This window comes from Globicatella sanguinis (assembly GCF_002847845.2).
In the GTDB taxonomy this organism is placed as follows: Bacteria; Bacillota; Bacilli; order Lactobacillales; family Aerococcaceae; genus Globicatella; species Globicatella sanguinis.
Genome location: NZ_CP126962.1, coordinates 2,022,199 through 2,047,096 on the forward strand (window position 1 = coordinate 2,022,199; position 24,898 = coordinate 2,047,096).

At 35.4% G+C, this 24,898-nt stretch carries 14 protein-coding genes and 3 pseudogenes; 11 read left to right on the forward strand and 6 right to left on the reverse strand.

What is annotated here, in order from left to right:
- Nucleotides 1–70 precede the first annotated feature (70 nt).
- Together istA and CYJ72_RS09045 are read right to left on the reverse strand one after the other, a co-directional pair.
- Nucleotides 71–1,537 (reverse strand): IS21 family transposase, encoded by a 1,467-nt coding sequence (istA, locus tag CYJ72_RS09040; protein ID WP_066127179.1) that lies wholly within the window; start codon nucleotides 1,535–1,537, stop codon nucleotides 71–73.
- 199 nt (nucleotides 1,538–1,736) lie between these two features.
- The gene (locus CYJ72_RS09045) at nucleotides 1,737–2,144 is read right to left on the reverse strand and encodes an ATP-binding protein (protein ID WP_348651923.1); all 408 of its coding nucleotides are present in this window, start codon (nucleotides 2,142–2,144) and stop codon (nucleotides 1,737–1,739) included.
- A gap of 1,667 nt (nucleotides 2,145–3,811) precedes the next feature.
- Between CYJ72_RS09045 and CYJ72_RS09050 the strand changes: the two genes are divergently transcribed.
- The 9 genes and pseudogenes from CYJ72_RS09050 to CYJ72_RS11690 form a co-directional block, all read left to right on the forward strand.
- On the forward strand, nucleotides 3,812–4,978 hold the full coding sequence (locus CYJ72_RS09050; RefSeq protein WP_284629454.1) for an ROK family protein: 1,167 nt from the start codon (nucleotides 3,812–3,814) through the stop codon (nucleotides 4,976–4,978).
- Between the two features lie 32 nt (nucleotides 4,979–5,010).
- Nucleotides 5,011–5,961, forward strand: coding sequence for a substrate-binding domain-containing protein (locus CYJ72_RS09055; protein WP_284629456.1), 951 nt, complete (start codon nucleotides 5,011–5,013; stop codon nucleotides 5,959–5,961).
- Between the two features lie 31 nt (nucleotides 5,962–5,992).
- Entirely contained in the window at nucleotides 5,993–7,501 is a 1,509-nt protein-coding gene (locus tag CYJ72_RS09060; RefSeq protein WP_284629458.1) for a sugar ABC transporter ATP-binding protein, read from the forward strand.
- Complete coding sequence (locus tag CYJ72_RS09065) at nucleotides 7,494–8,459, forward strand: ABC transporter permease (RefSeq protein ID WP_431606494.1); 966 nt, start codon at nucleotides 7,494–7,496, stop codon at nucleotides 8,457–8,459. Before CYJ72_RS09060 ends, CYJ72_RS09065 begins: the two co-directional genes overlap by 8 nt.
- A gap of 17 nt (nucleotides 8,460–8,476) precedes the next feature.
- Complete coding sequence (locus tag CYJ72_RS09070) at nucleotides 8,477–9,898, forward strand: hypothetical protein (RefSeq protein ID WP_284629460.1); 1,422 nt, start codon at nucleotides 8,477–8,479, stop codon at nucleotides 9,896–9,898.
- Nucleotides 9,899–9,911: 13 nt separating this feature from the next.
- Nucleotides 9,912–10,818 (forward strand): annotated as a pseudogene (locus CYJ72_RS09075) (ROK family protein).
- A gap of 319 nt (nucleotides 10,819–11,137) precedes the next feature.
- A complete protein-coding gene (locus CYJ72_RS09080) occupies nucleotides 11,138–11,317 on the forward strand; it encodes an ATP-binding protein (RefSeq protein WP_284629462.1) in 180 nt (59 codons plus the stop codon).
- A gap of 705 nt (nucleotides 11,318–12,022) precedes the next feature.
- Nucleotides 12,023–13,798 (forward strand): pyruvate oxidase, encoded by a 1,776-nt coding sequence (gene spxB, locus CYJ72_RS09085; protein WP_284629464.1) that lies wholly within the window; start codon nucleotides 12,023–12,025, stop codon nucleotides 13,796–13,798.
- Between the two features lie 1,279 nt (nucleotides 13,799–15,077).
- A pseudogene (locus CYJ72_RS11690) lies at nucleotides 15,078–16,238 on the forward strand (LysM peptidoglycan-binding domain-containing protein); the annotation flags it as partial.
- A gap of 224 nt (nucleotides 16,239–16,462) precedes the next feature.
- Here the strand turns inward: CYJ72_RS11690 and CYJ72_RS09095 are convergent.
- Nucleotides 16,463–17,835, reverse strand: a pseudogene (locus tag CYJ72_RS09095) (NAD-dependent succinate-semialdehyde dehydrogenase).
- Nucleotides 17,836–18,126: 291 nt separating this feature from the next.
- Between CYJ72_RS09095 and CYJ72_RS09100 the strand changes: the two are divergent.
- The gene (locus CYJ72_RS09100; RefSeq protein WP_101813234.1) at nucleotides 18,127–18,453 is read left to right on the forward strand and encodes a thioredoxin family protein; all 327 of its coding nucleotides are present in this window, start codon (nucleotides 18,127–18,129) and stop codon (nucleotides 18,451–18,453) included.
- Between the two features lie 397 nt (nucleotides 18,454–18,850).
- Here the strand turns inward: CYJ72_RS09100 and CYJ72_RS09105 are convergent, their stop codons facing one another.
- The 3 genes from CYJ72_RS09105 to CYJ72_RS09115 all read right to left on the reverse strand — a co-directional run bounded on the left by CYJ72_RS09105 (nucleotide 18,851) and on the right by CYJ72_RS09115 (nucleotide 23,924).
- On the reverse strand, nucleotides 18,851–19,678 hold the full coding sequence (locus tag CYJ72_RS09105; RefSeq protein WP_284629468.1) for a glycosyltransferase family 8 protein: 828 nt from the start codon (nucleotides 19,676–19,678) through the stop codon (nucleotides 18,851–18,853).
- Between the two features lie 636 nt (nucleotides 19,679–20,314).
- Nucleotides 20,315–22,156, reverse strand: coding sequence for an ABC transporter ATP-binding protein (locus CYJ72_RS09110; protein WP_284629470.1), 1,842 nt, complete (start codon nucleotides 22,154–22,156; stop codon nucleotides 20,315–20,317).
- Between the two features lie 13 nt (nucleotides 22,157–22,169).
- Entirely contained in the window at nucleotides 22,170–23,924 is a 1,755-nt protein-coding gene (locus CYJ72_RS09115) for an ABC transporter ATP-binding protein (RefSeq protein WP_284629473.1), read from the reverse strand.
- Nucleotides 23,925–24,071: 147 nt separating this feature from the next.
- On the opposite strand from CYJ72_RS09115, the gene CYJ72_RS09120 reads away from it, so the two are divergent.
- Nucleotides 24,072–24,896, forward strand: coding sequence for an AraC family transcriptional regulator (locus tag CYJ72_RS09120; RefSeq protein WP_284629474.1), 825 nt, complete (start codon nucleotides 24,072–24,074; stop codon nucleotides 24,894–24,896).
- Nucleotides 24,897–24,898: the final 2 nt, after the last annotated feature.

The window sequence follows — 24,898 nt, forward strand, 5'->3', positions numbered from 1 at the left end:
TTTATTAATTGCTGGTGATTCTCTTTAAGAAAGGCCAATTTTAGCTCATTAGCTGCTTCAACAATCTTCATCATATAACTTCCTCCAAACCGAAAAGGTCATTGAATTGATGAAGAGTCTGCTGAGTCTGCTGGATGATGGCATCTTGACTCGACTCCATTGAGGGCTCTTCTAGTGAAGAAAGAAGGCTGGCTTCAATGGTTTGAATGCGAACCTCAGGATTTAAAACTTGATATTTTTCAAGTAGTTCTAGGAAATCTCTTGGTTTATCGCTATAATATTTCTCATAGAGGATTTTCAAATCAGGGTTATACTTCAATGCATGTGAATGCTTTAATGCCCCCGGCTTCTTTTTCAAAGTTTTGATATAGTGGAAGATATCGAGACAGAAGCCTTGAGAACCCTCTATTTTTTGATGCCTAGCGACCTCTTGATCATTAGAATAGATAACTAAGCGGTCATGATAGGCTTTCACTTGGACAGTTTTTCCAACTAGGTAATCGGGTACTGAATACTGATTGCGTTCATAATGAATAGCGGAATAACGATTTACCTTTAGTTCATGGAAATCTGCTAATTCAAAAGGTGGGCGATAAGATAAGAGCTGTTCCTTTTCGGCTTCTATTTGGCTACTTTCATTTAGTTTTACCAGTTGGGATTGGAGATGGTCACAAGCTGTTTCTAAACTATCGAACTGATAGACTTTGGTGAAACAAGCTTGACGCACCTTTTTAACCCTGCCTTCTACTGTTCCTTTCTCATTACCGCTGAAACAATTGGTGACGTTGATATCAAACCCATAATAAGTAGCTAATTGAATCAGACGAGCATTCAACTCCTTTTCACTTTTGCCAATAAATCTTGAAACAACGTTACGCATATTATCATAGACAACTTCTAAATAAACACCTCCTACCTGTTCAAAGAAGCGAACATGTGCGTCTTGAAAAACATCTTGTTTCTGATGGGTATATAAATAAGCCCAATAATAATCGGAAGCTGGGCTGGCAAAGACTGCTAGGTAAAGTGTTGTCACCTTTCCATTGATTTCCAGCTTGACTTCTCCAAAGTCAAATTCAACTCGGGATCCTAATTCATACTCTTGGCGTATAAAAGCCTCCTTAGCCTTTTTATTCAATTGTCCCCAATAGTGAGCGACCGTTCGATACTTAATATCATAGCCTTCCTCATTGAGTATTTCAGCGACAGCTACGGCAGTTAGAGCTTGTTTATGTGAACCTAATCTTTTTGTTTTCTCTTTTTCTTCTTCAAGCAACTCCTTCATTCTTGCCTCTACTTCTGGAGTAAAGGCTGTTTTCTTTCGGTTAGAGCTATCATACTTTCTCTTTAACACTAATTCCTCTGTGGCACGTTCAAGGGCTTGGTCGTCTTCAGCTTCGCCCAGTTTAACTAGCGTCTCGTCATAAGCATCACAAATTTTTCTGACTGTTTTTCTATCTACCTCCAGTTTACGACTAATTCCTCTTTTAGTTTCTCCTCGACGATAACAACTGATAATTTCAAATTCAAGAGTCATACTTAACACTCCAAGCAACCTCCACTATAAAAATTTTATCTAAATATTATAGAGGATAATTGACTGCAGGTGGTCCCTTTTTCGGCTGCAATTCTTTCGATTTTTGGCCCCTTTTTAGAATACAATAAACAATATCATCTTTTCAGATGAAAAATAAGATATTTATAAAAGTCAACTTAAAAATCTCGATTTGTCTCACTTAAACTTCCCCACTTTTTCGTGGGGAAAGTTCGTCTTTAATTCGATAAGAAGGCCCTGTTATATTTGCGACACTATAGCTAATCGCAATCGCTAAATGCGTTTTGCCTGTACCTTGATTCCCCACTAATACAACGTTCTTTGCTTCGTTATAAAAGGATGACTCAATAATCGTTCTTATTTGATACTCATCAATACTTGGCTGAAAAGTGAAGTCATAATCGTCGATAGACTTTAAGTAAGGGAAAGCGGCAATTTTAACATTATACAAACGGTTATTTTCTTCCTTTGCTTCCACTTCTTTGGCCAGTATTTTATATAATCCAGATAATTCCGCCTCGGTCAGTTGTTGATCTTGATATAATTGTTCTACGTAGTGCTGTGCTGATTTAAATTTTAAATATTCTATTTGCTATTTTTGTTATTTGCTAATGAATCACTTAAAAATACCGTCTTTTGCTTATCAAAAGAATTTCTACGCAGGTCATTTCGCAATTTTTCGACACTAAATAGTTTTTCACAAAATTTCATTTTTCTAAAAGCAATTAAACATTTTCATAGGAAAGGTAATTTCACAATGTGAGCATTCCAAATGCTCAAAAACAGTAAAAAATCCCAAAAATACCCAATTTTTGTTTTCATAAACTTTCAGTGTGTCTCATTTTGAGACACAAAAACAGCCCTTTTTGAGTAGAATTTTCATTTTCTTAAAATTTCGAAAAATAATTCGCAAAACTTGATAAATTCTTAATAATTAAGCAAAATATGTCTCAAAATAAGACACCGGCCTGTGAATAATAAATTTTCATATTAAATAAGGTAATGGAAGTATGATATTCAATTCATTTCACAAGCCAACGAACCGACATGCATCAAAATATGAATGAAGCAAAGAGTGTTATTCTGTTTAGTAAAATAGTCTTATATCCTTGCACCATTCAAAACGGAAAAAAGATTACCTCAATAGTTTTTGTAACTGGGGAAAGTTACGTGCAACAAATTGGGAAATCTTATTGTAAATTTTATAATTCCAGAGAAAGGCACAGTTGCATGGGGTTAAAGCATCGATAATAGCGATACTAAAGTATATTTGTTTGTTGGAAAGTATTGATTTTAGGTTATATTTTGATTTCACATCTAAACTACCTAATCACCATACTAAAATCAACCCATATCTTATACCCGACACATACAGAGTGTGTGGTTTTGTTGCAAAAAGAAAGTTGGAAGGAATGTGATTTATATAGGTTTTAGATATTGAGAGAAGCCCTGAAAGGGGCTTTTCTATTGAAATAACAAAATTTCGGAATGAGACTAGTAGTACGTGGTGCCTGTCGACTGAAAAAGACATAAAGCTAGATACGCTAAATACTATATCACCTGAAAGGGAAGCAAACTATGAGGATTTAGTTTCTAAAGGGGCTGAACGTCAAATTAAATCTTCTTTCATCTATATCTGTTCATAAAAGTATATTATCTAGATAATAGGAGCCCTAGTATCGACTTGTTTACCCTTGTTTAAAACCTTTTATTCAATTTCTCTTTAGTATTCTTTGGAGGCACCAAACAATTCAAGAAATTTAGGAAAATATTGACTATAGTTGGTTTCTAGTTTATCTTTCGCGGACACTTGCCACATAATTTAGTGTTTAAAGAAATTACAAACGCTGTTTCGAAAGGACCACTATCGTAAAACAGATTTTATTCAGATACTCGTGCAGTAATTTGACGTGGTCGTTGTTGCTTCTAGAGATATTGTCATTGACGGATTTCTCTGTATTCTTTTTTAGAGATTGAAGGCTTACTACGCCCAGGGATATTCAGAATTTTCAGGTGTGCGGTGTTTGACGAATCTAGACAAGTAAATATAAAAAAAGAAAGCGCTTGACTTTCAAAAGTGGAAGCGTTATAATTGGAATCAGTTAACAGAATTAAGGGTTAACGCTGTTACGTCATATTGATTATACTATTTATATTCTGGCGTACTCATAATTACAATATCTATGAAATCTAGTTACATAGAATAGCCTATAATAGCCTATAATCGCATAATTATAAAGGGGAGATGTATATATAGTGTTGAATCAGGGAATTAACTTAGCTGATATTAAAGAGACGAATAATTCACGGGTGATAAATCTAATTCTTAATCAAGAAAATATCACTCGTTCTGAGATTAGTGATATAACTCAATTGACACTAGCTTCAATATCTAAGATAACTAAAAAACTTATTGATTATAAGCTGATTTATGAGAGTAAATACGTTAAAGGTAAGTCTGGTCGAAGGGCAATTGGCTTAGCTTTTAATTATAATCATTCATATATATTAGGAGTAAAAATTTCAAGAGGTTATTATCAGATTTCACTTTTTAATTTAAAATGTGAACTTCAAGAATCCTTTAAGTATGATTATGTACTAGATGATGCTGAGTTATTTATTCCGATTCTAGCAGAGAATATCAAAAAATTCATAAAAAAACGAAGTGATATTATTTTAATAAGCTTTGCGGTGCCAGGTCCATTCAATCATAAAACTGGTAGAATCGAGTTGATGACAGAATATACATATTTAGACCAAGTAAATATTTATGAATTATCTGATTACATTGATGTACCGATTATTGCTAATCAAGATGCAAACGTGGCGTGTTCGGCTGTAGCTGGTTACTACCAATTGGAAGAAGATACTTTAGCATTTTACTATCTAGATAAGGGTGTTGGAGCTGGGATTACGTCATCCTATGAGTTGATCAAAGGTAACTTGGGAACAGCTGGAGAAGTCGGTCATATCTCGATTGACTATAATGGAAAAGATTGTTCTTGTGGTAATAAGGGGTGTCTAGAATTATATTGTTCGACTCTGTCGGCAATCCATGAAATTAATGAGCGCTATGGAACAAATTTTAAAGATATCGAATGTTTCTTTAGTCAGACACAGAATAAATCATACTTCAAGGAGACAATTAATCGCCTGGCTAAGTACATATCAATAGGCGCATTAAATATTATTAATGCATATAATCCATCGATTATTGTATTTGGTGGTGAGATGATGAAAGGAGTTGAATATCTTAAAGAACCAATACTTCAAATGTTAGAAAAAAATGTTGTTAAGAACATCTACAGTGAGACAAACTTAATATTTTCAGACAATAGTTATGATTTTGTTTTATACGGTACAGCATACATAGGTGTAGATTATGTCTTAAACAATTTAAGTCTGTTGCTCAAATATAAATAGAAATATTTTAATAAAAAATGGAGGTATTTAGAATGAAAATCAAAAAAATTATTATTGGATTATTAGTTTTGGGGGCAATGTTAAGTTCAATGACATTAGGTGTTTCTGCTCAAGATAAGAAATTAAAATTTGCTTTCTTGCCAAATACGCAAAACAACACATTCCAAATTGCAATGCATGATACTTATAAACGACTCGCAGAAGAAGCTGGAATTGAATACACTATGCTTAATCCAGATTATGATTTGAATACTCAAATCAATCAAATGACAGATACTGCTAACCAAGGTTATGACGCTGTGTTTATAATTCCAGTAGATTCAGCAGGGATTCGTCAAGGATTACAAGCTTATTCCGATGCAGAAATTCCAGTATTTAACGTTGATACGGCAGTTATTGAAGAGGATCAAGAATTAGTAGTATCTGTTATCGGAACTGATGCATATATGGCAGGGAGATTGATGGGTGAAGAACTAGTGAAAAATAATCCAGATGGAGCACAAATTGCAATACTAGATTTTCCAGAGAACGAAAGTTGTGTTCAGCGAGTAGAAGGCTTTATGAGTGTCATTGATGAGGCTGGAGATAAATATGAAATTGTTGAGCAGCAAGACGGGAAAGCCGCTTTAGATGTTTCTTTATCAATTTCTCAAGATATTGTACAAGCTAATCCAGATTTGGATGCTTTCTTTGCAATAAATGACCCATCAGCTCTTGGTGTCGCTGCAGCACTTGCTGCATTAGGTAAGACTGGAGAAATACAAGTCTATTCAATTGATGCCTCCCCAGATGGTAAGCAAGCTTTATTAGATGGTGAATTTACAGCTGTTTCCGCTCAAGTTCCAATACAAATTGCTGAGGAATCTTTTAAGATGGCTGTTGATTACTTAGATGGTAATAAAGATTTAGAGAAGATTGTATTTTTACCGTCTCATAATGTTACAAAAGAAATGGCAGAAGATACTATAGATGAATGGCAATAATCTAAACGTTCTGTAATAAGGGAGTGAAACAATGTCCAAGTTAGTTATGGAAATGAAGGGTATTACCAAGAGTTTCGGTGGTGTTCAGGCCCTAAGAGGAATTGACTTCCAACTAGAACAAGGAGAAATTCACGGTCTTCTGGGTGAAAATGGTGCAGGTAAGTCAACTTTGATTAAAGTATTAGGTGGAGTTCATCAACCTGATGACGGTAATATATATATCAACCAAAATTCAGTTAATATAACAGATGTTCATACTGCTACCCAACATGGGATTGGGATCATTCATCAAGAAATAGTGTTAGTACCAGAATTAACTATATATGAGAATATTTTTCTAGGCAGAGAACCGGTTAATTATTTAGGGATAAAAAATGAAAGCAAAATGTATGATTTAGCTACAGAAATGGTTAAGAGTATGGATTTAAACTTTGATATATCGACAAAAGTTTCAGAGTTAACGATAGCTCAGCAACAACTTGTAGAAATTATTAAAGCGATATCATTTGAGCCTAAAATCTTAATCATGGATGAACCGACTTCATCATTAACAGGATCTGATGTCGAAAACCTTTTTAGAGTGATGAAGAATCTAAAGTCTAAAGGCATTAGTATTATTTATATATCTCATCGTTTTGAAGAGCTGTTTGAGATGACAGATCGAATTACGGTTATTCGTGACGGGGAATATGTTGACACTGTCAGAACAGAAGAGACAAATGAAGATGAATTAATCAGAATGATGGTTGGTCGAAGCATTGAGAGTATCTATACACGCGAGACACCTTCTATCGGTGATGAAGTTCTAAGAGTGGAGCATTTAAATTCACCAGGATATTTCGAAGATGTATCATTCAATGCTAGAAGAGGAGAGATTATAGGTTTTTCAGGCCTTGTAGGAGCTGGTCGAAGTGAGTTAATGCTAGCACTTTTTGGAGCACTACCTGTTACTTCAGGTTCTATTTATGTGAAGGGGCAACAAGTTTCGATTGATTCTCCAGAAAAAGCCATTCAGTATGGTATTGGATTAGTTCCAGAAGACCGCAAGAATCAGGGGTTGCACTTAGAAGATGATATTAAGTTTAATATCACATTAGCAAATCTTGATAATTTGACACAGAATCCGTTACTTATTAGTGAAGATAAGAAAATTGAATCAAGTAAAAAGTACCATAAAGGGCTTCAGATTAAAGCCGATTCAATAGATACGATTGTAGGTACCTTATCAGGAGGTAATCAACAGAAAGTTGTAATTAGTAAATGGTTATCCACTGAGCCTAGCATCTTAATATTAGATGAGCCTACTCGTGGTGTAGATGTTGGTGCAAGATCTGAGATTTATAATGTTATTAATGGATTAACCCATCAAGGAATCACTATTATAATGGTATCGTCTGATTTGAATGAAATATTAAATATGGCAGATCGGACTTACATTATGAGAGAAGGAAAACTTGTTGGTCACGTGAGTAAAGAAAAAATGACTCAAGAAAGAATTATGTATTTAGCTACAGGAGGAGACGTTTTGGACTATGAATAAGAATAAGAAGCCGATTTTTAACGTAATACGTCACAATCGAGGAATACTGACGGTATTAATTTTACAATTTGTACTATTATCAATCTTTTCTCCTGTTTTCTTATCATCTAGTAATTTAATAACCCTACTTCAACAGATTACTAATAATATGTTTATTGCCCTGGCAATGTCTCTTGTTATTATTACTGGTGGAATAGACTTATCGGTCGGTGCAATTGTCGCATTAGTAGGAACTTTGGTTGCTGGCCTCATTATTAATCAAGAAGTACCTATGGTTCTAGCCATTCTAATGGGATTATCTATAGGAGCAATAATTGGGTTACTAAATGGATTAGTAATTACGCGATTCAAATTACCTCCTTTCATAGTTACCTTAGCGACAATGAATATTGCTAGAGGAGCTGCTTATCTTTATAGCGGGGGGTCATCATTAAGAATTACTCAAGATGCTTTTAACAAAATGGGTACTTATAGATTGTTTGATATCATCCCTATTCCTATTGTATATATGATAATTTTTATAATTATTTTTTCTACATTGTTATCAAAGACAAAGTTTGGAACAGGTGTATACGCTATAGGTGGTAATAGAGAAGCAGCAAGATTATCTGGAATTAATACGGATAAAATTGAGATAAACGTTTATTTAATCTCTGGATTTATGGCTGCTTTTGCCGGTGTGGTATTAGCAGCAAGAATGTATTCCGGTCAGCCTTCAATTGGGCAAGGTTATGAGATGGATGCTATTGCAGCTAGTGTACTTGGTGGAATTTCCATGTCTGGTGGTAAAGGAAGAATCAGTGGAACTGTAATTGGAGCGCTAGTAATTGGAATTGTAAGTAATGGACTTAATCTTTTAAGCGTGAGTTCATTCTGGCAGTTAGTAGTAATGGGAATTATCATTCTAGCAGCTGTAATTGTTGATGCGCAGAAAGATAGATTTAGCAAATCAAAATAACATTTTGGAGGTAAAAAATGAATAAATTAAAGAGTTATATTTATTTAAATAATCCACAAAATTTAAATAGAATTAACGAACCAGTTATGACTAAGTTAATGTTCCATGAAATTGAAGTTGAGGAGAAACTTATTCAACTTCGTGATGATAATGGTCAAGAAGTAGCCTATCAGTTAGTAGACAAAGTTTACGGTAGTGATAATCGCCTTCTTGAAGCTACCATGGTATATCTAGTATCAATGAATTCAGGAGAGTTAGCTAAGCGATACACATTATTGTTAAATGATCAAGAATCATGTTCTGAAAATTTTGAAGGTATTAAAAAATTGAAAGTTGAACAAAGTGACGGTTTCAGGAGGCTAGATACAGGTTACTACATTTTAGAGCTGTGCGAAGGTACAGCAGATGGAACTTCTTATGGTAAATGGGGGATTCGTTACTTTAAATCAAAAGAGGAAGATTTCAACTTAATTAAGGATTATTCTAATGCAATTGGTGGTTTCTATGGGCCATTTTTTACACCAAAGAATGGACTAGTAAATCCACCAGAGCATACAATAGCTAAGATAACAGTTGAGGAGGAAGGCCCACTTTATCATCGATATATTTTTGAAGGGAAAATTCCCAATGGACTTGATCCTAATTTAAGAGATAAATCATTTAGAATTACATGGGAGTTTTTTTATGGCACGCCTTGGTTTAGACGTAAGTATGATGTTGACGAGTTTTCAACTACCGTCGATCAATCTCCAGTTGTGAATAAAATTACCGTTGGAGATGAATTCGAAAGTGGGCAAGGCAACAGAGTATTTGACCGGTTTGCAACATATGGGGAAACTATTTTTCGAGCAGGAGACCCGTATGCGAGCATTCTTTACGATGGTGTCTATAAATTATTGAATGAAGCGACAGCAGAAACTAACCCCAAAATTAAAACTTATCGGGATAGTATTGGGGCAGATGACTTAAATGATGTATCGTGGGATTACTTCTGGAGATTATTCGCAACTGAAGCCAAGATTCTTTCAGAAGGAGAAATTAAAGAGCATGTTGAGGATATTATCCCAGAAGCCCATGACGTTGTTTATCACACAGATCGATATGATAATGTTCAAATTTCTGGAAATGGTGTGGATGTTAATTCAGTTCCTGAGCAGACTATATTTGCTATGAATGCTAACAAGACAGCACATATTAATGACGCTTCTGGGTATAAGATGGTATGGTATACTAGCAATGTAGTTTCTAATTATCAAATTGTACAAAGAAATGATTCAGGGTGGGTTAATTGGGGAACAAATGGAGAAAATGAATATCCAGAATTACCAGTTGGCTCAACTATCTATACAGCTTATGGTCAGTTTGATCGATGGGAAGATATTGCTGATGCTATGGAGAAGAATATTTACTCTAAACAAGGCAAATTTGAATCTTTATAAAGGTTGTGATTAAATGTTTGGTTCAATTGAAGCTGGAGGAACTAAGTTTGTCTGTGCTGTGGCACGAGAAGACCTTGAGATTATTGATCGTGTTAGTTTTCCAACTCGAAATCCTGAAGAAACAATGGCTGAAGTATTTACTTTCTTCGACCGTTATCAGAAGGAATTAAAGGCAATTGGTATCGGATCATTTGGGCCGATTGATATTCGCCATAATTCTAAAACATATGGCTATATAACAAATACTCCCAAATATGCATGGCGATTCTTTGATTTTGTTGGTACAGTTAAGGAACATTTAAATATTCCAGTTGCTTGGACAACTGATGTAAATGCTGCGGCTTATGGTGAAGCTAAACTTGGGGCAGGTAAGGATTATGAAAGCGTTGCTTATTATACTATTGGAACCGGCTTTGGAGGAGGTCTTCTTATGAATGGAGATTTTGTTCAAGGTTACTCACATCCTGAGATGGGGCATGCATTAGCTAGACGTCATCCTGATGATCATTATATCGGCCATTGTCCTAACCATGGAGATTGTCTTGAAGGCATGGCTTGTGGACCTGCAATTGAAGAAAGAACTGGAAGGCGTGGACAGGATATTCCTGCGGACGATCCGATTCTGGGATTTAGAAGCATACTATATTGCACAATCTGCCTATAATACATTCCTTTATTTATCACCAGAGGTTATTATATATGGGGGCGGAGTAATGGAGAAGGAAGGCTTAATTTACAAGGTGCGGTCTCATTTTGAGAAGTTGTTGAATGAATATTTGCCAACACCAGAATTGGAACGATATTTGGTTCAACCAGAGTTAGGAAATAATTCTGCTACCCTAGGTTGTCTATTGTTAGCACAACATGAATATCAATTGCTTTTTGAATTGTTAGATTCTAACTCTAAAAGTAATACTTAATGAGTAAGATTTAAAATAAAAAAACAATAGAGTGTCTCTTGATTTTACTTATATATTTAAGGTGTAGAGTATTTGCTTTGATTTTGGCTCTACAATAATTTGTAGGGAAAATGAAAAAAATATAGACTGAATTTCGTTATCATATTATGGTTCAATAATTTTTAGTGTTGGAGGAGAAATCACCAGCACTATTTTTATATACAACAAAGCTCGTGATTTTGTCTGTAATTAAGTTGTCTACAAAAATATTAAAATTTTACTATGAATGTATATGTTAACTTAAAGCAAGCCACTATATTAATTGAAAAGTGAGCCGCTTTTGATAGAAAATAACCGTTTGTATAATGTTAAAGTCGCTGCTTTCCCTTACTTAAAGACCATCGACGATTATGACTTCACTTTTCAGCCAAGTATTGAGGAGGATCAAATAAGAACGATTATTGAGTCATCTTTTTATAAGGAAGCAAAGAACGTGGTACTAGTGGGGAATCTTAAGTGAGACAAATCGGGATTTTTAAGTTGACTTTTATAATATTATAACTTGATTTTTAGAGAAACAGTAGTAGAGAGTCAATATCAGTTCATTTTCTTCAATTAACAACTGAGATTAATCTTAGGGTTCTGTTTGCGAGTTAACTTGTCTAACAAATCATTCAATGAAACTTGAAACGAGTGGCTGTTGTTACTATATGGAGTATACACGACATACAATAATATACTTCTGACTAACGTTGTAATTGTTAGGTTGATTAGAGAGAAAATTTCTTTGAACAATACCATCCCAAATACAATATTTCATGATGTCCAAATGACTAATAAAAGAGTAGAACGAAGTCACTATTTTTATATTTTTGTTTTATAACAGGTTGATAAATGTCGAAAAAATTGTAACACAGTATTAATACAGATGTTGAACAGAAGAACCCCGATTATTCACTGATTTTAACCTTATTTTCGAATAATTTTATCTAATTTAGAATGAATATTGATACAGTATTTATGGTCTGTTTTTCAAAATATAACATTATATAGAGGTCAATTTTATGCTTTTTCAGCAATTCTTTATACAATTTTGTTATGAAAGCGTTAAATAGGGCGAAAACATGAATTTTCATCGAAATTTTAATAGCCATTTTTAAAACAATGTGCTAATCTATTGCTTGTGTGGAAATATCACTAACATTTTTTAGGAGGAGACTATTCAATGAGTCAAGGTAAAATTACTGCTTCTGCAGCTATGTTAAATGTCTTAAAAACTTGGGGTGTTGATACTATTTATGGTATCCCTTCAGGAACTTTAAGTTCTTTAATGGATGCAATGGCAGAGCAAGATGATATTCGTTTCTTACAAGTTCGCCATGAAGAAACAGGTGCATTAGCAGCTGTAATGCAATATAAATTTGGTGGACCTTTAGGGGTTGCAGTTGGTTCTGGTGGACCTGGTGCTACTCACTTAATCAACGGGGTTTACGATGCAGCGATGGATAACATTCCATTTGTCGCAATCTTAGGTTCACGTCCAGTTAATGAATTAAACATGGATGCTTTCCAAGAATTAAACCAAAACCCTATGTACCAAAGTGTTGCTGTTTATAACAAACGTGTAGCTTATGCAGAACAATTACCAAAAGTAATTGACGAAGCTTGTCGTACAGCAATTGCTCGTAAAGGCCCAGCTGTTGTTGAAATCCCAGTAAACTTTGGTTTCGCTGAAATCGATGCAGATTCTTACTATGGTTCAGGTTCTTACCAACGTGAGTACTTAGCACCACGTTTAAATGAAGCAGATATCGATGCAGCAGTTGAAATCTTAAAAAATGCTGAACGTCCAGTTATCTATGCTGGTTTCGGTGGCGTTAAAAACGGTGCAATCATTACTGAATTATCTAAAAAAATCAAAGCACCAATCATTACAACTGGTAAAAACTTTGAAGCTTTCCAATGGGATTATGAAGGCTTAACTGGTTCAGCTTACCGTGTTGGTTGGAAACCAGCTAACGAAGTGGTATTCGAAGCAGATACAGTATTATTCATGGGATGTAACTTCCCGTTTGCTGAAGTATATGAAGCATTCAAAAACGTTGATAAATTTATCCAAGTGGACATCGACCCTCATAAATTAGGTAAACGTCATGCTTTAGATGCAGCAATCTTAGGTGATGCTGGTGAAGCAGCAAAAGCGATCATGGATAAAATGGATGTTGTTGAAGATACAGCTTGGTGGAGAGCTAACGTTAAGAATAACCAAAACTGGCGTGACTACATGAACAAACTTGAAGGTAAAACTGAAGGTGAGTTACAATTATACCAAGTATATGCAGCAATCAACAAATATGCTGACGAGGATGCTATCTATTCAATTGACGTAGGTAACTCTACTCAAACATCAATCCGCCACTTACACATGACACCTAAAAATATGTGGAGAACTTCTCCATTATTCGCGACAATGGGTATTGCTTTACCTGGTGGTATTGCTGCTAAGAAAGATAACCCAAATCGTCAAGTATGGAATATCATGGGTGATGGTGCGTTCAACATGTCTTACCCAGACGTGATTACAAACGTACAATACAACTTACCAGTTATTAACGTTGTCTTCTCTAATACTGAATATGCGTTCATTAAGAACAAATATGAAGATACTAACAAACACTTATTCGGTGTTGACTTTACAGACGTTGACTACGCTAAAATCGCAGAAGCACAAGGTGCTGTAGGTTATACTGTAACAAGAATTGAAGAAATGGATGAAGTAATGCGTAAAGCTGTTGAAGACAACAAAAACGGTCGTACAGTAGTGATCGATGCGAAAATCACTCAAGATCGTCCAATTCCAGTTGAAGTATTACAATTAGATCCAAAAGTAGCGACTGAAGAAGAAATCGCAGCTTTCAAAGAACGTTACGAAGCTCAAGATTTAGTACCATTCAGATTCTTCTTAGAAGAAGAAGGTTTACAATCTCGCGCAATTAAATAATCATTTTAAATGATCGAAACTGCCCAAACAAAAGTTTGGGCAGTTTTTTTAGCCAATTTTAACTATTATGATGGGTATTGAAAGCGTGTTGAAAAACGGTAAAAAAAAATATATAATTGTAATACAAATGAAATATTTTTATGTATTGGAGAGGGAGAATTCAATGGGGAATAAAATTATGAAAAAACGAAAAGGACAATGGATTGTAGTGGGTATTATGACCCTCACATCTTTAGCATTAGTTCAAAACGTCCAAGCAGAAGAGATGGCTTCAGAGGGGATAGATGTTGAGACAACGATTGTAGAAGAAATCCCAAAACTAGATGCAACACAAGAAGGGGTGGTCGATCATTCAACAGAGTTCGAGAATGACATTTTAGAGGATACAACAACTGATGCGACATCCGAAGTAATAACTTTAATAGATGAATCAAAAGAAGGGATTACTGAAGTAGCACCATTACAAGAAGAGACGGAATCAACTGAGAAATCAGATGATATCAGTTTAACGACTAATGAATCGAATATAGAAAAAATTGTTGAACTAGAAACGACACAAGAACAGACTGTAGATGCTGTAAATATCAAAGATACGGACGTGACAGAAGAAGATTCCAATAAAAAATCCAATGTTATAGCAGTGCCTACCAAAACATTAAATGCCACAAAATCAGTACCGAAGCCGGTGGTTAATCCTATTTCTGAAGTAAAGAAACATCGAATTACCTACGGTGAGACCCTATGGTCCATCGCTAAACGCTATAATGTTACACTGGATAATTTGCGTCAATGGAATAAGATTACCGGCAATTTAATTCTTCCTAACCAACAAATTATCGTAGGAAAAGTTGCACCTAAATCGCCAGTAGAGGAAACCAAACCAACTAAACCAGTAGAGGAAACCAAACCAACAGAGAAAAAGGAACCTGCTAAAGAAACGAAGCCGGTTGACCAAAAAACGACAACGGAAATTAAACAATACACTATCGTTCGAGGTGATACCTTAAATAAAATTGCGAGAGCGCATGGGGTATCAGTTGCACAATTACGTCAGTGGAATAATATCTCAGGTCATTTGATTTATCCAAACCAAAAGATAATCGTTAATAAAGTGGTAAAGACCAAACCAGTAGAAACGACTACTCCGACCAAACCAGTAGAAGAAACAAAACCGACTAAACCAACAAAACCAGTAGAAGAAACAAAACCAACAGAGAAAAAGGAACCTACCAAGGAAACGAAGCCGGTTGAACAAAAAACGACAAAAGAAATTAAACAATACACTATCGTACGTGGAGATACCTTAAATAAAATTGCGAGAGCGCATGGGGTGTCAGTTGCACAATTACGTCAATGGAATAATATTTCAGGTCATTTGATTTATCCAAATCAAAAGATAATCGTTAATAAAGTGGCAGTAACCAAACCAGTAGAAACGACTACTCCGACAAAACCGGTAGAAGAAACTAAACCAACAGAGAAAAAGGAACCTACTAAGGAAACGAAGCCTACTGACCAAAAAACGACAACGGAAATTAAACAATATACTATTGCTCGTGGAGATACTTTAAATAAAATTGCTGCTCAGTATGGAGTAACGGTTAGTCAGTTACAACAATGGAATAATATTTCAGGTCATTTGATTTATCCAAATCAGACTATCATAGTTAAGCAAACAACTGGAAACAACAAAGGGGACACAACAGTTGTTGGTGGTGTAAGCCAAGCGGTTCAGAATGTGATGAATCGCTACATGGGACAATCAGCATATGCTTACTTTGAAAGTTTAACTGATGGACAAACAGCCGGAATGTATCAAAATTCATTAATGTATGGCGCGTCTGTACCGAAAGTAGTCTTAATGGCTTATACACAAGATTTAATTGAACGTGGACTTTTATCTTGGGATACGAAATGGTGGTATACGGATGCTATTTATAACCATCCTGAATCTTATCGATGGGGTGGTTCAGGGACAATCCAATATGAGAATTTTAGAAGTAAACCTTATACGGTAAGAGAAGTTTTACATCGAGTGGGACGCGATTCAGATAATTTAGGATCAAATATGCTTTTACATTATGTTGGTTATCGTGATAAAGCTGATTTTAATCGTTTTACGCAAAAAGTATATGGTGCGCCAAAATTCTCACTAACTGTCACACCAAAACAAATGACAGAAGTGGTTAAATATATGAATACTCAAAAAGAACGTCAAGCTATGACCACATTAGACAAAACAATTTATGATGGCACTAAATTAGATGTTTTACCAGTCAATACGTACCAAAAGATTGGAGCTTGGTGGCCATATTATAATCACACAACTGGAATTGCTAGTGGTGATAAACCATTCGCTTTAACGGTTCTAACAAATTATTGGTCCGATTCGAAAATTGGAGGATTTGTTAAAGAGGTTTACAATGCTTTTGTAAAATAAATCGAATTATCAAACTATCCAAATTAAGACGGTTCATTTCATAAATTTATTGATAAAGTTGGGAGAAAATCTTATCGGTGAACTGAGTTGGTAAATAGATTTGAGTTGAATAAGTTCACCCAAAGGGTAAGACACAGAATGACGGGACATCCTGTGTCTTTTTGCATAAAAAACATAACAGGACGCCATTATCGGCGTCCTGTTGTATTAAGGAATGACTATTGTTATTTTTTCGGTGTGTAAACTAAGTGTTCATTGACAAAGGCTGTAAAGCCAAGTTCACTTAATTCACGACCATAACCAGAGTTTTTAATACCACCAAATGGTAATTCTGGTAGAGAGGCCCAACCAGAATTAATGAAAGACATTCCAGTTTCAATTTGGGCTGCTACTTCATGGACGCGGTCAATATCAGTACCAAAGACAGTTCCGCCTAATCCGTAACTTGAATCATTCGCAAGTTCAATGGCTTCTTCTTCAGTTGCAACTTTATAAACAGATGCCACTGGACCAAAAATTTCTTGATTGAAAATAGGATTATCTTTGGTAATATCCGTTAAAATGGTTTGCATGACAAAGTTTCCAGGGTGGTCAATGGGTTCATTACCATACAATACTTTTGCGCCATTATCAACAGCTAATTTGATTTGGGCTAAGACATCTTCTTTGGCTCCAGCTGAAGAAAGTGGGGCAAGAGTTGTTTCTGGGTCCATCGGGTCTCCCCATTTAGCACCTTTGAAGCTTTCTAATAAAATTTCAAGGAAAGCATCGTAATTTTTCTCAGTAACGATAAAACGTTTAGAAGAGGTACAGACTTGCCCGGCATTGTATAAACGCACATCGGGTAATAATGATTTTAACTCATTCAAGTTCGCATCATCTAAAATAATGAAAGCATCATTCCCCCCTAATTCTAAAGTCGTCTTCTTCAAGTTTTTGCCGGCTTCTTCGGCAATCGATGCACCACCACGTTCAGAGCCCGTTAAACAGACACCGGTAATACGAGAATCAGCAATAATTTTAGCAACTTGCTCATAGCTAACAAATAGGTTAGTGAAGGAACCATCTTCCGCGCCTGATTCTTTTACTAAATCTTCAAAGGCTTGGGCTGAACCGGGGCAGATTGAAGCGTGTTTTAAAACATTGGATTACCAACAATAAAATTAGGTGCGAATACTCGCATGATTTGATAGAATGGGAAATTCCAAGGTTCAACCGCTAAAATAACACCCGTTGATTGCCGTAAATAATAAGCGTCCCCTGTATCAGTTTCTAAGTGTCTCGGCGTTAAAAAGTTGTCAGCATTGTTTACATAATAGTCCGCAATATCAGCACATAGTTCGATTTCACCTTTAGCTTCTACGAACAGTTTGCCCATGTCTTTGGTCATAATTTCAGCATATTTATCAACATCGCGACGTAAAATTTCAGCGATTTTATGTAATTGTTCTTTACGATTTGCTAAGGTATCTTGCTTGCGCCATTTTTTATAGAGAGCATGACTCGTAGCTAATATATTTTCGATTGTTTCGTCAGAAATATTATCGTAAGACTTTAAAACCTCATTTGTAAAAGGATACTTTGTTTCGTATGCCATTAAAATTCCTCCTAAAATTAATGTAAGTTAATTATATCATTTAAAGAAAGCGGTTTCTAATATTTTGGTTTGAATATAAAAATGATGTCGCATAATTAAAAGTTTCTAGTTGTTTTATATTGCGTGTTGGAACATGAGATTGACACTGCTATAAGTGGCATAATCAAGTTTCTAACACAAGAACATAACTATCTTAAATTTTGGACAGAAATCATCAAACTTAGCTATGGAGTAACTTTTCAGACAAATAAGAGTAAGCATGCTATAATCGAGGCAATAGGAGGGATGAAAATGATTGATATAAAATCTTATAATCAGTATGATGAGTTATTGAATAATGAGGATTATTTTATCCTATATACTACTGCGCCGGGATGTAGTGTTTGTCATGCGGATTATCCAAGAGTTAATCAGTTAGCGAAAGAGCACCAATTTCCAGTCTATCATGTCGATATTAGTCAAATCCCAATATTGACAGGACAACTGAATTTATTTTCTTCTCCAACGGTACTGATATATTTAAAAGGTAAAGAGTATCATCGACAAGTACGAATCATTGACTTTGAAGAACTAGCTTATCGACTCGCTGAGATTAAAGAGCATTACGAAGTTAAATAATAAAACATTGCTAAGCTAATTGACAGTCCATAAGGATAATAAAAACGCCCTCCATCATCGAAAGGTCTTGCACCTAATCAGTGACTTTTTTCATGGTGAAGGGCGTTCATTTTGATATTATGGGTTGTTTATAAGAGTCAAATTGGTTTAGACAATATATTTTGGTCGTGAGAGTTGAATTAATTGAGACAATTCAATACATAATATGAGCCAGAGGGATATAGTTAATATCGGTTATTCACGGGAAACTGCTCAGTTTTGAAAATACTAATCATTCATGAGAGCTATTGAGTTTTGATAAGCAGTCATTCTGAGTTGTTGAAAATAAATGGTATTGTTTTATCTCGCTTACAAATTTACCGACTCCATTTTACGAAAATTTTATGCTACCCCGTCTCTATTGACTCGATTTAGCAGCATCCAATCGTCCTTTTAAATAGCCTTCAGCTTCAATATAATAGCGATCTAAGTCACCAAAGTAGTTCGGTAACCATGGCTTGTTTTTACCGATATAATGAATGATGTGGCAGTTTTCGTCAATCCATTCTAATTTGCCGCCTAATTGATTCACTTTTTCTTTAATCCACATACGTTCGGTCATATTATATTGTGAAGCTTCAATTTTAATGATTTTATCGGGATAGAGTGCGGATAAAACATCTTGGTCAGGTAAAAATAATAAATCTTTAAATCGTTCCACATAGTGAGCAATTGCGTCAACATCTTGCTCTGCACGTAGTAAATTAGTATTCATTAGTAAAACGCCTGAATTGACATAAATGCCATTTGAATAATTCAAGCGAACTTGATTAATTTTCTCAAGTGTTTTTTCAACATGGGTTGCAGCAGCAAAAAATTGACCGTTGAACTGGATATTATAAAGTTCATCAATCGGATTAATAATGACTAAATCAGGGTCTAAATATAAAACTCGGTCTACTGAATCCGGTAAGAAATGCGCAGCCAATAGGCGGTAATACATGGTGTAGGGATAGCGTTCAGTAATCGGAAAGTTCTCAAAAAACTGATTGTCGATTTGGATAGGATGCAAGTTAATCGTCACGATTTGCAAAGTTTCGCTCAGTTTTTTAAGTGCTTTTTCCGGAATTTTTTCGTGCAATAAATAAACGTCTAACTCTTCTTTAGGGTGATGCCGTCTTAAACTAAACATCATCACTTCAAGCTGCTTAATATAATTTTGATCAATCGTAACTAGAATATTCATAATTACCTCCAAAGGCTTAATATCAATATTATACTTAATTTTTGATAAAAAACAAAAGCGAGCGTGAGAGAGGCTGAGCAAAAACTTTTTAAATTCTGTTCAGACATATCTATTTATTTCGAAGCGCAGTGGTTGAGTAGTCTCAATCTGCGTCTTAATGTAGCTGAGAACAACCTTGAGAAATCCAGTCAAGTCATTGCTCGATGTTTAAAAGCGCAGTGGTTGAGTGGCATCAACCTGCGTCTTAAGGACTTGTTTGATACCTACTCAACTGTGCGGGGGTAGGCCAACGAAGCGAAAAACATTTGATTTTCTACTTCTGGTCTACTCCCAACTGTGCGGAGGTGGGCAGACGAAGCGAAAATCGACTGATTTTTTACTTCTTGCCCACTCCCAATCTCACCACTCGCATTAAACTGATTATGAAAGCTTTTTTGGCCGGCGCAAACCGGGGCGCTAATCACGCTACAAATTAATCTAGACGGTCCGCTTGTTTTTATTGACGGATTGCAATCAATCAAACACTATTTAACTTAAAAGCTATCCTTTAGCTTGTGTAATTTTAACAGACGATAAATGTTCAAAATAGCTTCTTAAACCTTGACTAGTTAAAAGCATTCATACAGTAAGTGCCGATTATTCTACAAATAATAAATTATATTGTGATTGATATAAGTGATAGTATTTGCCTCTTTTCGCCATTAATTCCTCATGGGTACCTCGTTCATCAATCACGCCACCATCAATGTAAAAGATTTGGTCACTGTTACGGATGGTTGATAATCGGTGGGCGATAATAAAGGAAGTACGACCTTTAAGTAGCTCTTGTAAACCTTCTTGTAATAGTTCTTCAGTATTGGTATCGATACTTGAAGTGGCTTCATCCAAGATTAAGATATGTGGATCGGCTAATAGAGTTCTGGCGAAAGCTATTAATTGTCTTTGTCCGGCTGATAAAGTACTACCACGTTCCTCTACGACAGTATGATAGCCATCCTTTAGACCCATTATGAAATCATGTGCGTGGACTACTTTGGCTGCTTCCATAATTTCTTCATCGGTCGCATCTAATTTACCATAACGAATGTTATCAATAATGGTTCCAGAGAAAATAAATGTATCTTGTAACATAACCCCCATTTGGCGGCGTAAAGATGCCAGGGTGACTTTATCGACTGGATGTCCATCAATGGTAATAGCTCCTTCACTCACATCGTAAAAGCGACTTAATAGGTTGATAATAGTGGTTTTACCTGCCCCCGTCGGTCCGACTAAGGCAACAGAGGTGCCAGGTTCTAATTCAAAATTAATCCCTTTTAAGATATCACGGCCAGGTTCATAACGGAACACGACATCATCAAATGTAACTTGTCCTTTAATTTCGGGTAAGTCATAAGCATCAGGTGCATCGACGATATCGGACTTTGTGTCTAAAGTTTCAAAAATACGCTCTAAATATGCTGAGGCGGTAATTAAACTATTGTAGAAATTTCCAATATTTAAAATAGGGTTCCAAAAGTTATTGACATAAGCGATAAATGCGATTAAGGTTCCGGCTGAGACGTCGACGCCAATTTTCATAATCCCAACATAGTAAATAATCGAAGTGGTTAGGACTGAAATATTTAACACGCCCGGCCATAATAAGAATTGAATCATGACAGCTTTCATCCAAGAACGGCGCGTTTGGTCGTTGACATCATAAAAGATTTCTTGATTCTTTGGTTCACGGGCAAAAGATTGTGTCACTTTAGCACCCGCAATACTTTCATGAATGTATGAATTCATTGTAGATTGCTTATTACTTAATTCTTGATAAGCAGTGCGTTGATATTTACGAATTAACATTGAAAAGGCGAATAATATTGGTAACAGAATCAAACTATATAAGGTTAGACGCCAGTCAATGCTCAACATGACAATGAGCGTTAAGACGACATTTAATAAATCAGCAATTAAGTTGATTAATCCATTACTTAATAAATCACTTAAATTATTGATGTAATTAACGACTCGAATTAAGATTTTACCATGCGGTCTACTGTCGAAATATGAGAAGGGCAACGTTTGTAAATGCGTGAAAATATCATAGCGCATATCTTTTAATAAATCTTGACCGATCTCGGTAATTTTGTAAATACGATAACGTAAACCATAGGCAATAACGAAAAGTGAAAATGATGCAATGCAGCCGAATAACATTAATTGCCCTAAATCTTTATTGGGAATCGTCTCGTCAATCGCCAGTTTGGTCAAATAAGGAATGACCAATCCAAATAAGTTGGTAATAATGATACTGATAAAGACAATCAAACTGGGTCTTAAATAAGGTTTCAAATAATGTGCTAAACGTTTAAAATCTTCAAAATGAAATTCTTGTTCTAAATATTCATCCTCTAAAGATGTTTGGCGTTTTTGATTGACATCAGACTGCACTTTATCTTTTACGTTTTTTGGTTGCTTTTTAAATAATGCCATTGATGGTCACCTCCTATAATTCAGCTTGAGTAGGCGCTACGCCCTCAATCCCTAATTGTTTTTGATATACATCGTAATATAAACCACGTTTAGCAACGAGTTCAGCATGGGTTCCTTGTTCTACGACCCGACCTTTGGACATCATTAAGATTAAATCAGCATCACGTACCGAAGAAATACGATGGGCAATAATGATGGTCGTTTTTTCATTGGTAATCTTAGTCAATTCTTCTTGAATTTTGGCTTCGGTTTCCATATCTACAGCAGACGTCGTATCATCTAAAATTAAAATACTTGGGTCTTTTACCAACGCACGTGCTAGACTAATCCGTTGTTTTTGACCACCCGATAAGCCGACACCTCGCTCACCGACAATGGTATTATAGCCATCAGGCATTTTATTAATAAAAGTATCCGCATCGGCAATTCGAGCCATTTCACGAATAAATAACTGATTAATAGAGGGATTACCGAAAGCGATATTTTCAGAAATGGTATCAGAGAATAAAAAGATGTCTTGCATGACCATTGAAATATTATTTCTCAAATGTCGTACTGAGTAGTCACGTGCATCTTTCCCATCGATATAGACCGTTCCTTTTGTTGGATCGTAAAAGCGACTAATTAAGTTCACTAAGGTTGATTTACCCGAACCTGTTTCACCCAAAATCCCTAAAGTTTGTCCGGATTTAATTTCAAATGAAATATCCTTTAAGACAGGGGTGTTCGGATCATCAGCAAATTCAAAGTTAACATGTTCAAAGCGAATATCACCTTTTAATTTCGGCATATCACTGACATCTTCTACTGGAATTGCGGGTTCATAATTTAACATGTCCATAATTTTAATCGAAGAAGCTTGAAATCGTTGGACATCATTAATTAACCAACCACTCATGCGCATCGGGTTGTTTAACATCCATAAAAAACCATTAAAGGCAACGAGGTCACCAATCGACATTTGGTCTTTAATAACTAAATACCCACCAAAAATTAAAGTAATCACACTCAGTGAATTCGCTAGAAAATCGAGTGTAGGTAAGTGATCACGAGTCACTTCAGCAGACGCCATATTTTTTTGTTTAAAATCATCATTATGACGATTGAATTTTTCAATTTCATAATCTTCACGGACAAACGCTTTGACCACACGATTTCCAGAAATATTTTCTTCTACCATTGAATTTAGACGGGCAAAACTTTCACGAATATCCAAGAAACGCGGCATACTTTTTTGCGTCATACTGCGAGCCAATAAGTAGATGAAGGGCGTAACCGCAACGAGTGCTAGCATTAACGGCCATGAAATATAGGCCATGACAATAACGGCTGCCAAAAACCAGACAATACATTCAACAATATTGTAACTGACCCAAGAGACAAAGTGACGGATTGCGTCCGTATCCCCAGTCATCCGAGCCATAATATCCCCAACTTTTGTATGGTTGAAAAAGTTGAAGTCCATCTTATTTAATTTATCATACAGTTCATTACGTAATGTGAAGACCGCATCTTGACCACTTTTTTCGTATAACATTTGATAAGTATAACGAATAATAGTGCGAAAAAGGGTAATCCCAATCATTAAAAGCAAGATTTTCCCGAGACGTTCCGGTTGATTTTGACCGATGATTTCGTCGATTAAAATCCCACTTAAAAAAGGATTAATAACCACCAAGATCGCATTCAAAATTAAGAAGATAGAAGCGATGATGAGGCGCGGGGTATAGGGTTTGACATATTGCCATATCCAAGTAAATGGGTTCATTGTAGATAACTCCTCCTTATTAAATAATTTCATGTTCTATCTTACTATTTACGAATCATTATTAAATGGAATATGTACAAAAAAATATGGAATATCCCATTTATTTTTGTGGTAAAATGAAGTGGAGAGAAAAAGGGAGGAAAATCCATGCCGATTATCAATTCACATACTTTTAATCCAGAAATTGTTTACGCTTTTGATTGCTGGAATAGTGAAGGACATTTTAATGCCCCTCATTCACATGAATATACAGAATTATCGATTATGTTGGAAGGCGAAGCACTCTATACCATTGAAGATGAAAAACATTTAGTTAAAGCCAATACTGTGATGGTTTTTAATCCCGGAGTGGTGCATTGGGAAAAGCAACCATTGAATACAAGCGCACATGAATTGCATATAGGGATTCGAAATTTTTTATTAACGGGTTATCCAAAAGATACTATGCCTAATAAAGAGACGATTTTATCGCCTCAAGGAAACCATCATAAAATTATGGAGATTGCTTGGAATATCGTCCATGAATTAGAACAAGAATCTTTAGAGTTTCGAGCAATGACTAAAGCTTTAACGGTACAATTAATCGTCCAAATTATTAGAAGTTTAGAAGCTTCTCAAGGCTTAAATTTAATCGGGATTAATCCAACGGTGTCCAGAAAACAAAATTTAGTGACGGATGCTTTGCATTATATCGACCGACATTATAATGAAGAATTAACCATTGATCAGATTGCACAAGAATTATTAATTAGTCCGACTTATTTATCGCGTATTTTTAAAGAGGTACAAGACATTTCGGTCATTAATTATTTAATTGATATACGGATGAAGCACGCTTCAACTTTATTGAAAGAATCTAATTTAGCGGTAAAAGAAGTAGCGCAATTAGTCGGGTATCAAGATCCACTCTACTTTAGTAAGCAATTTAAAAAATATTTTGGTAAAACACCTAGTCATTATAAGACAAGTTAAAA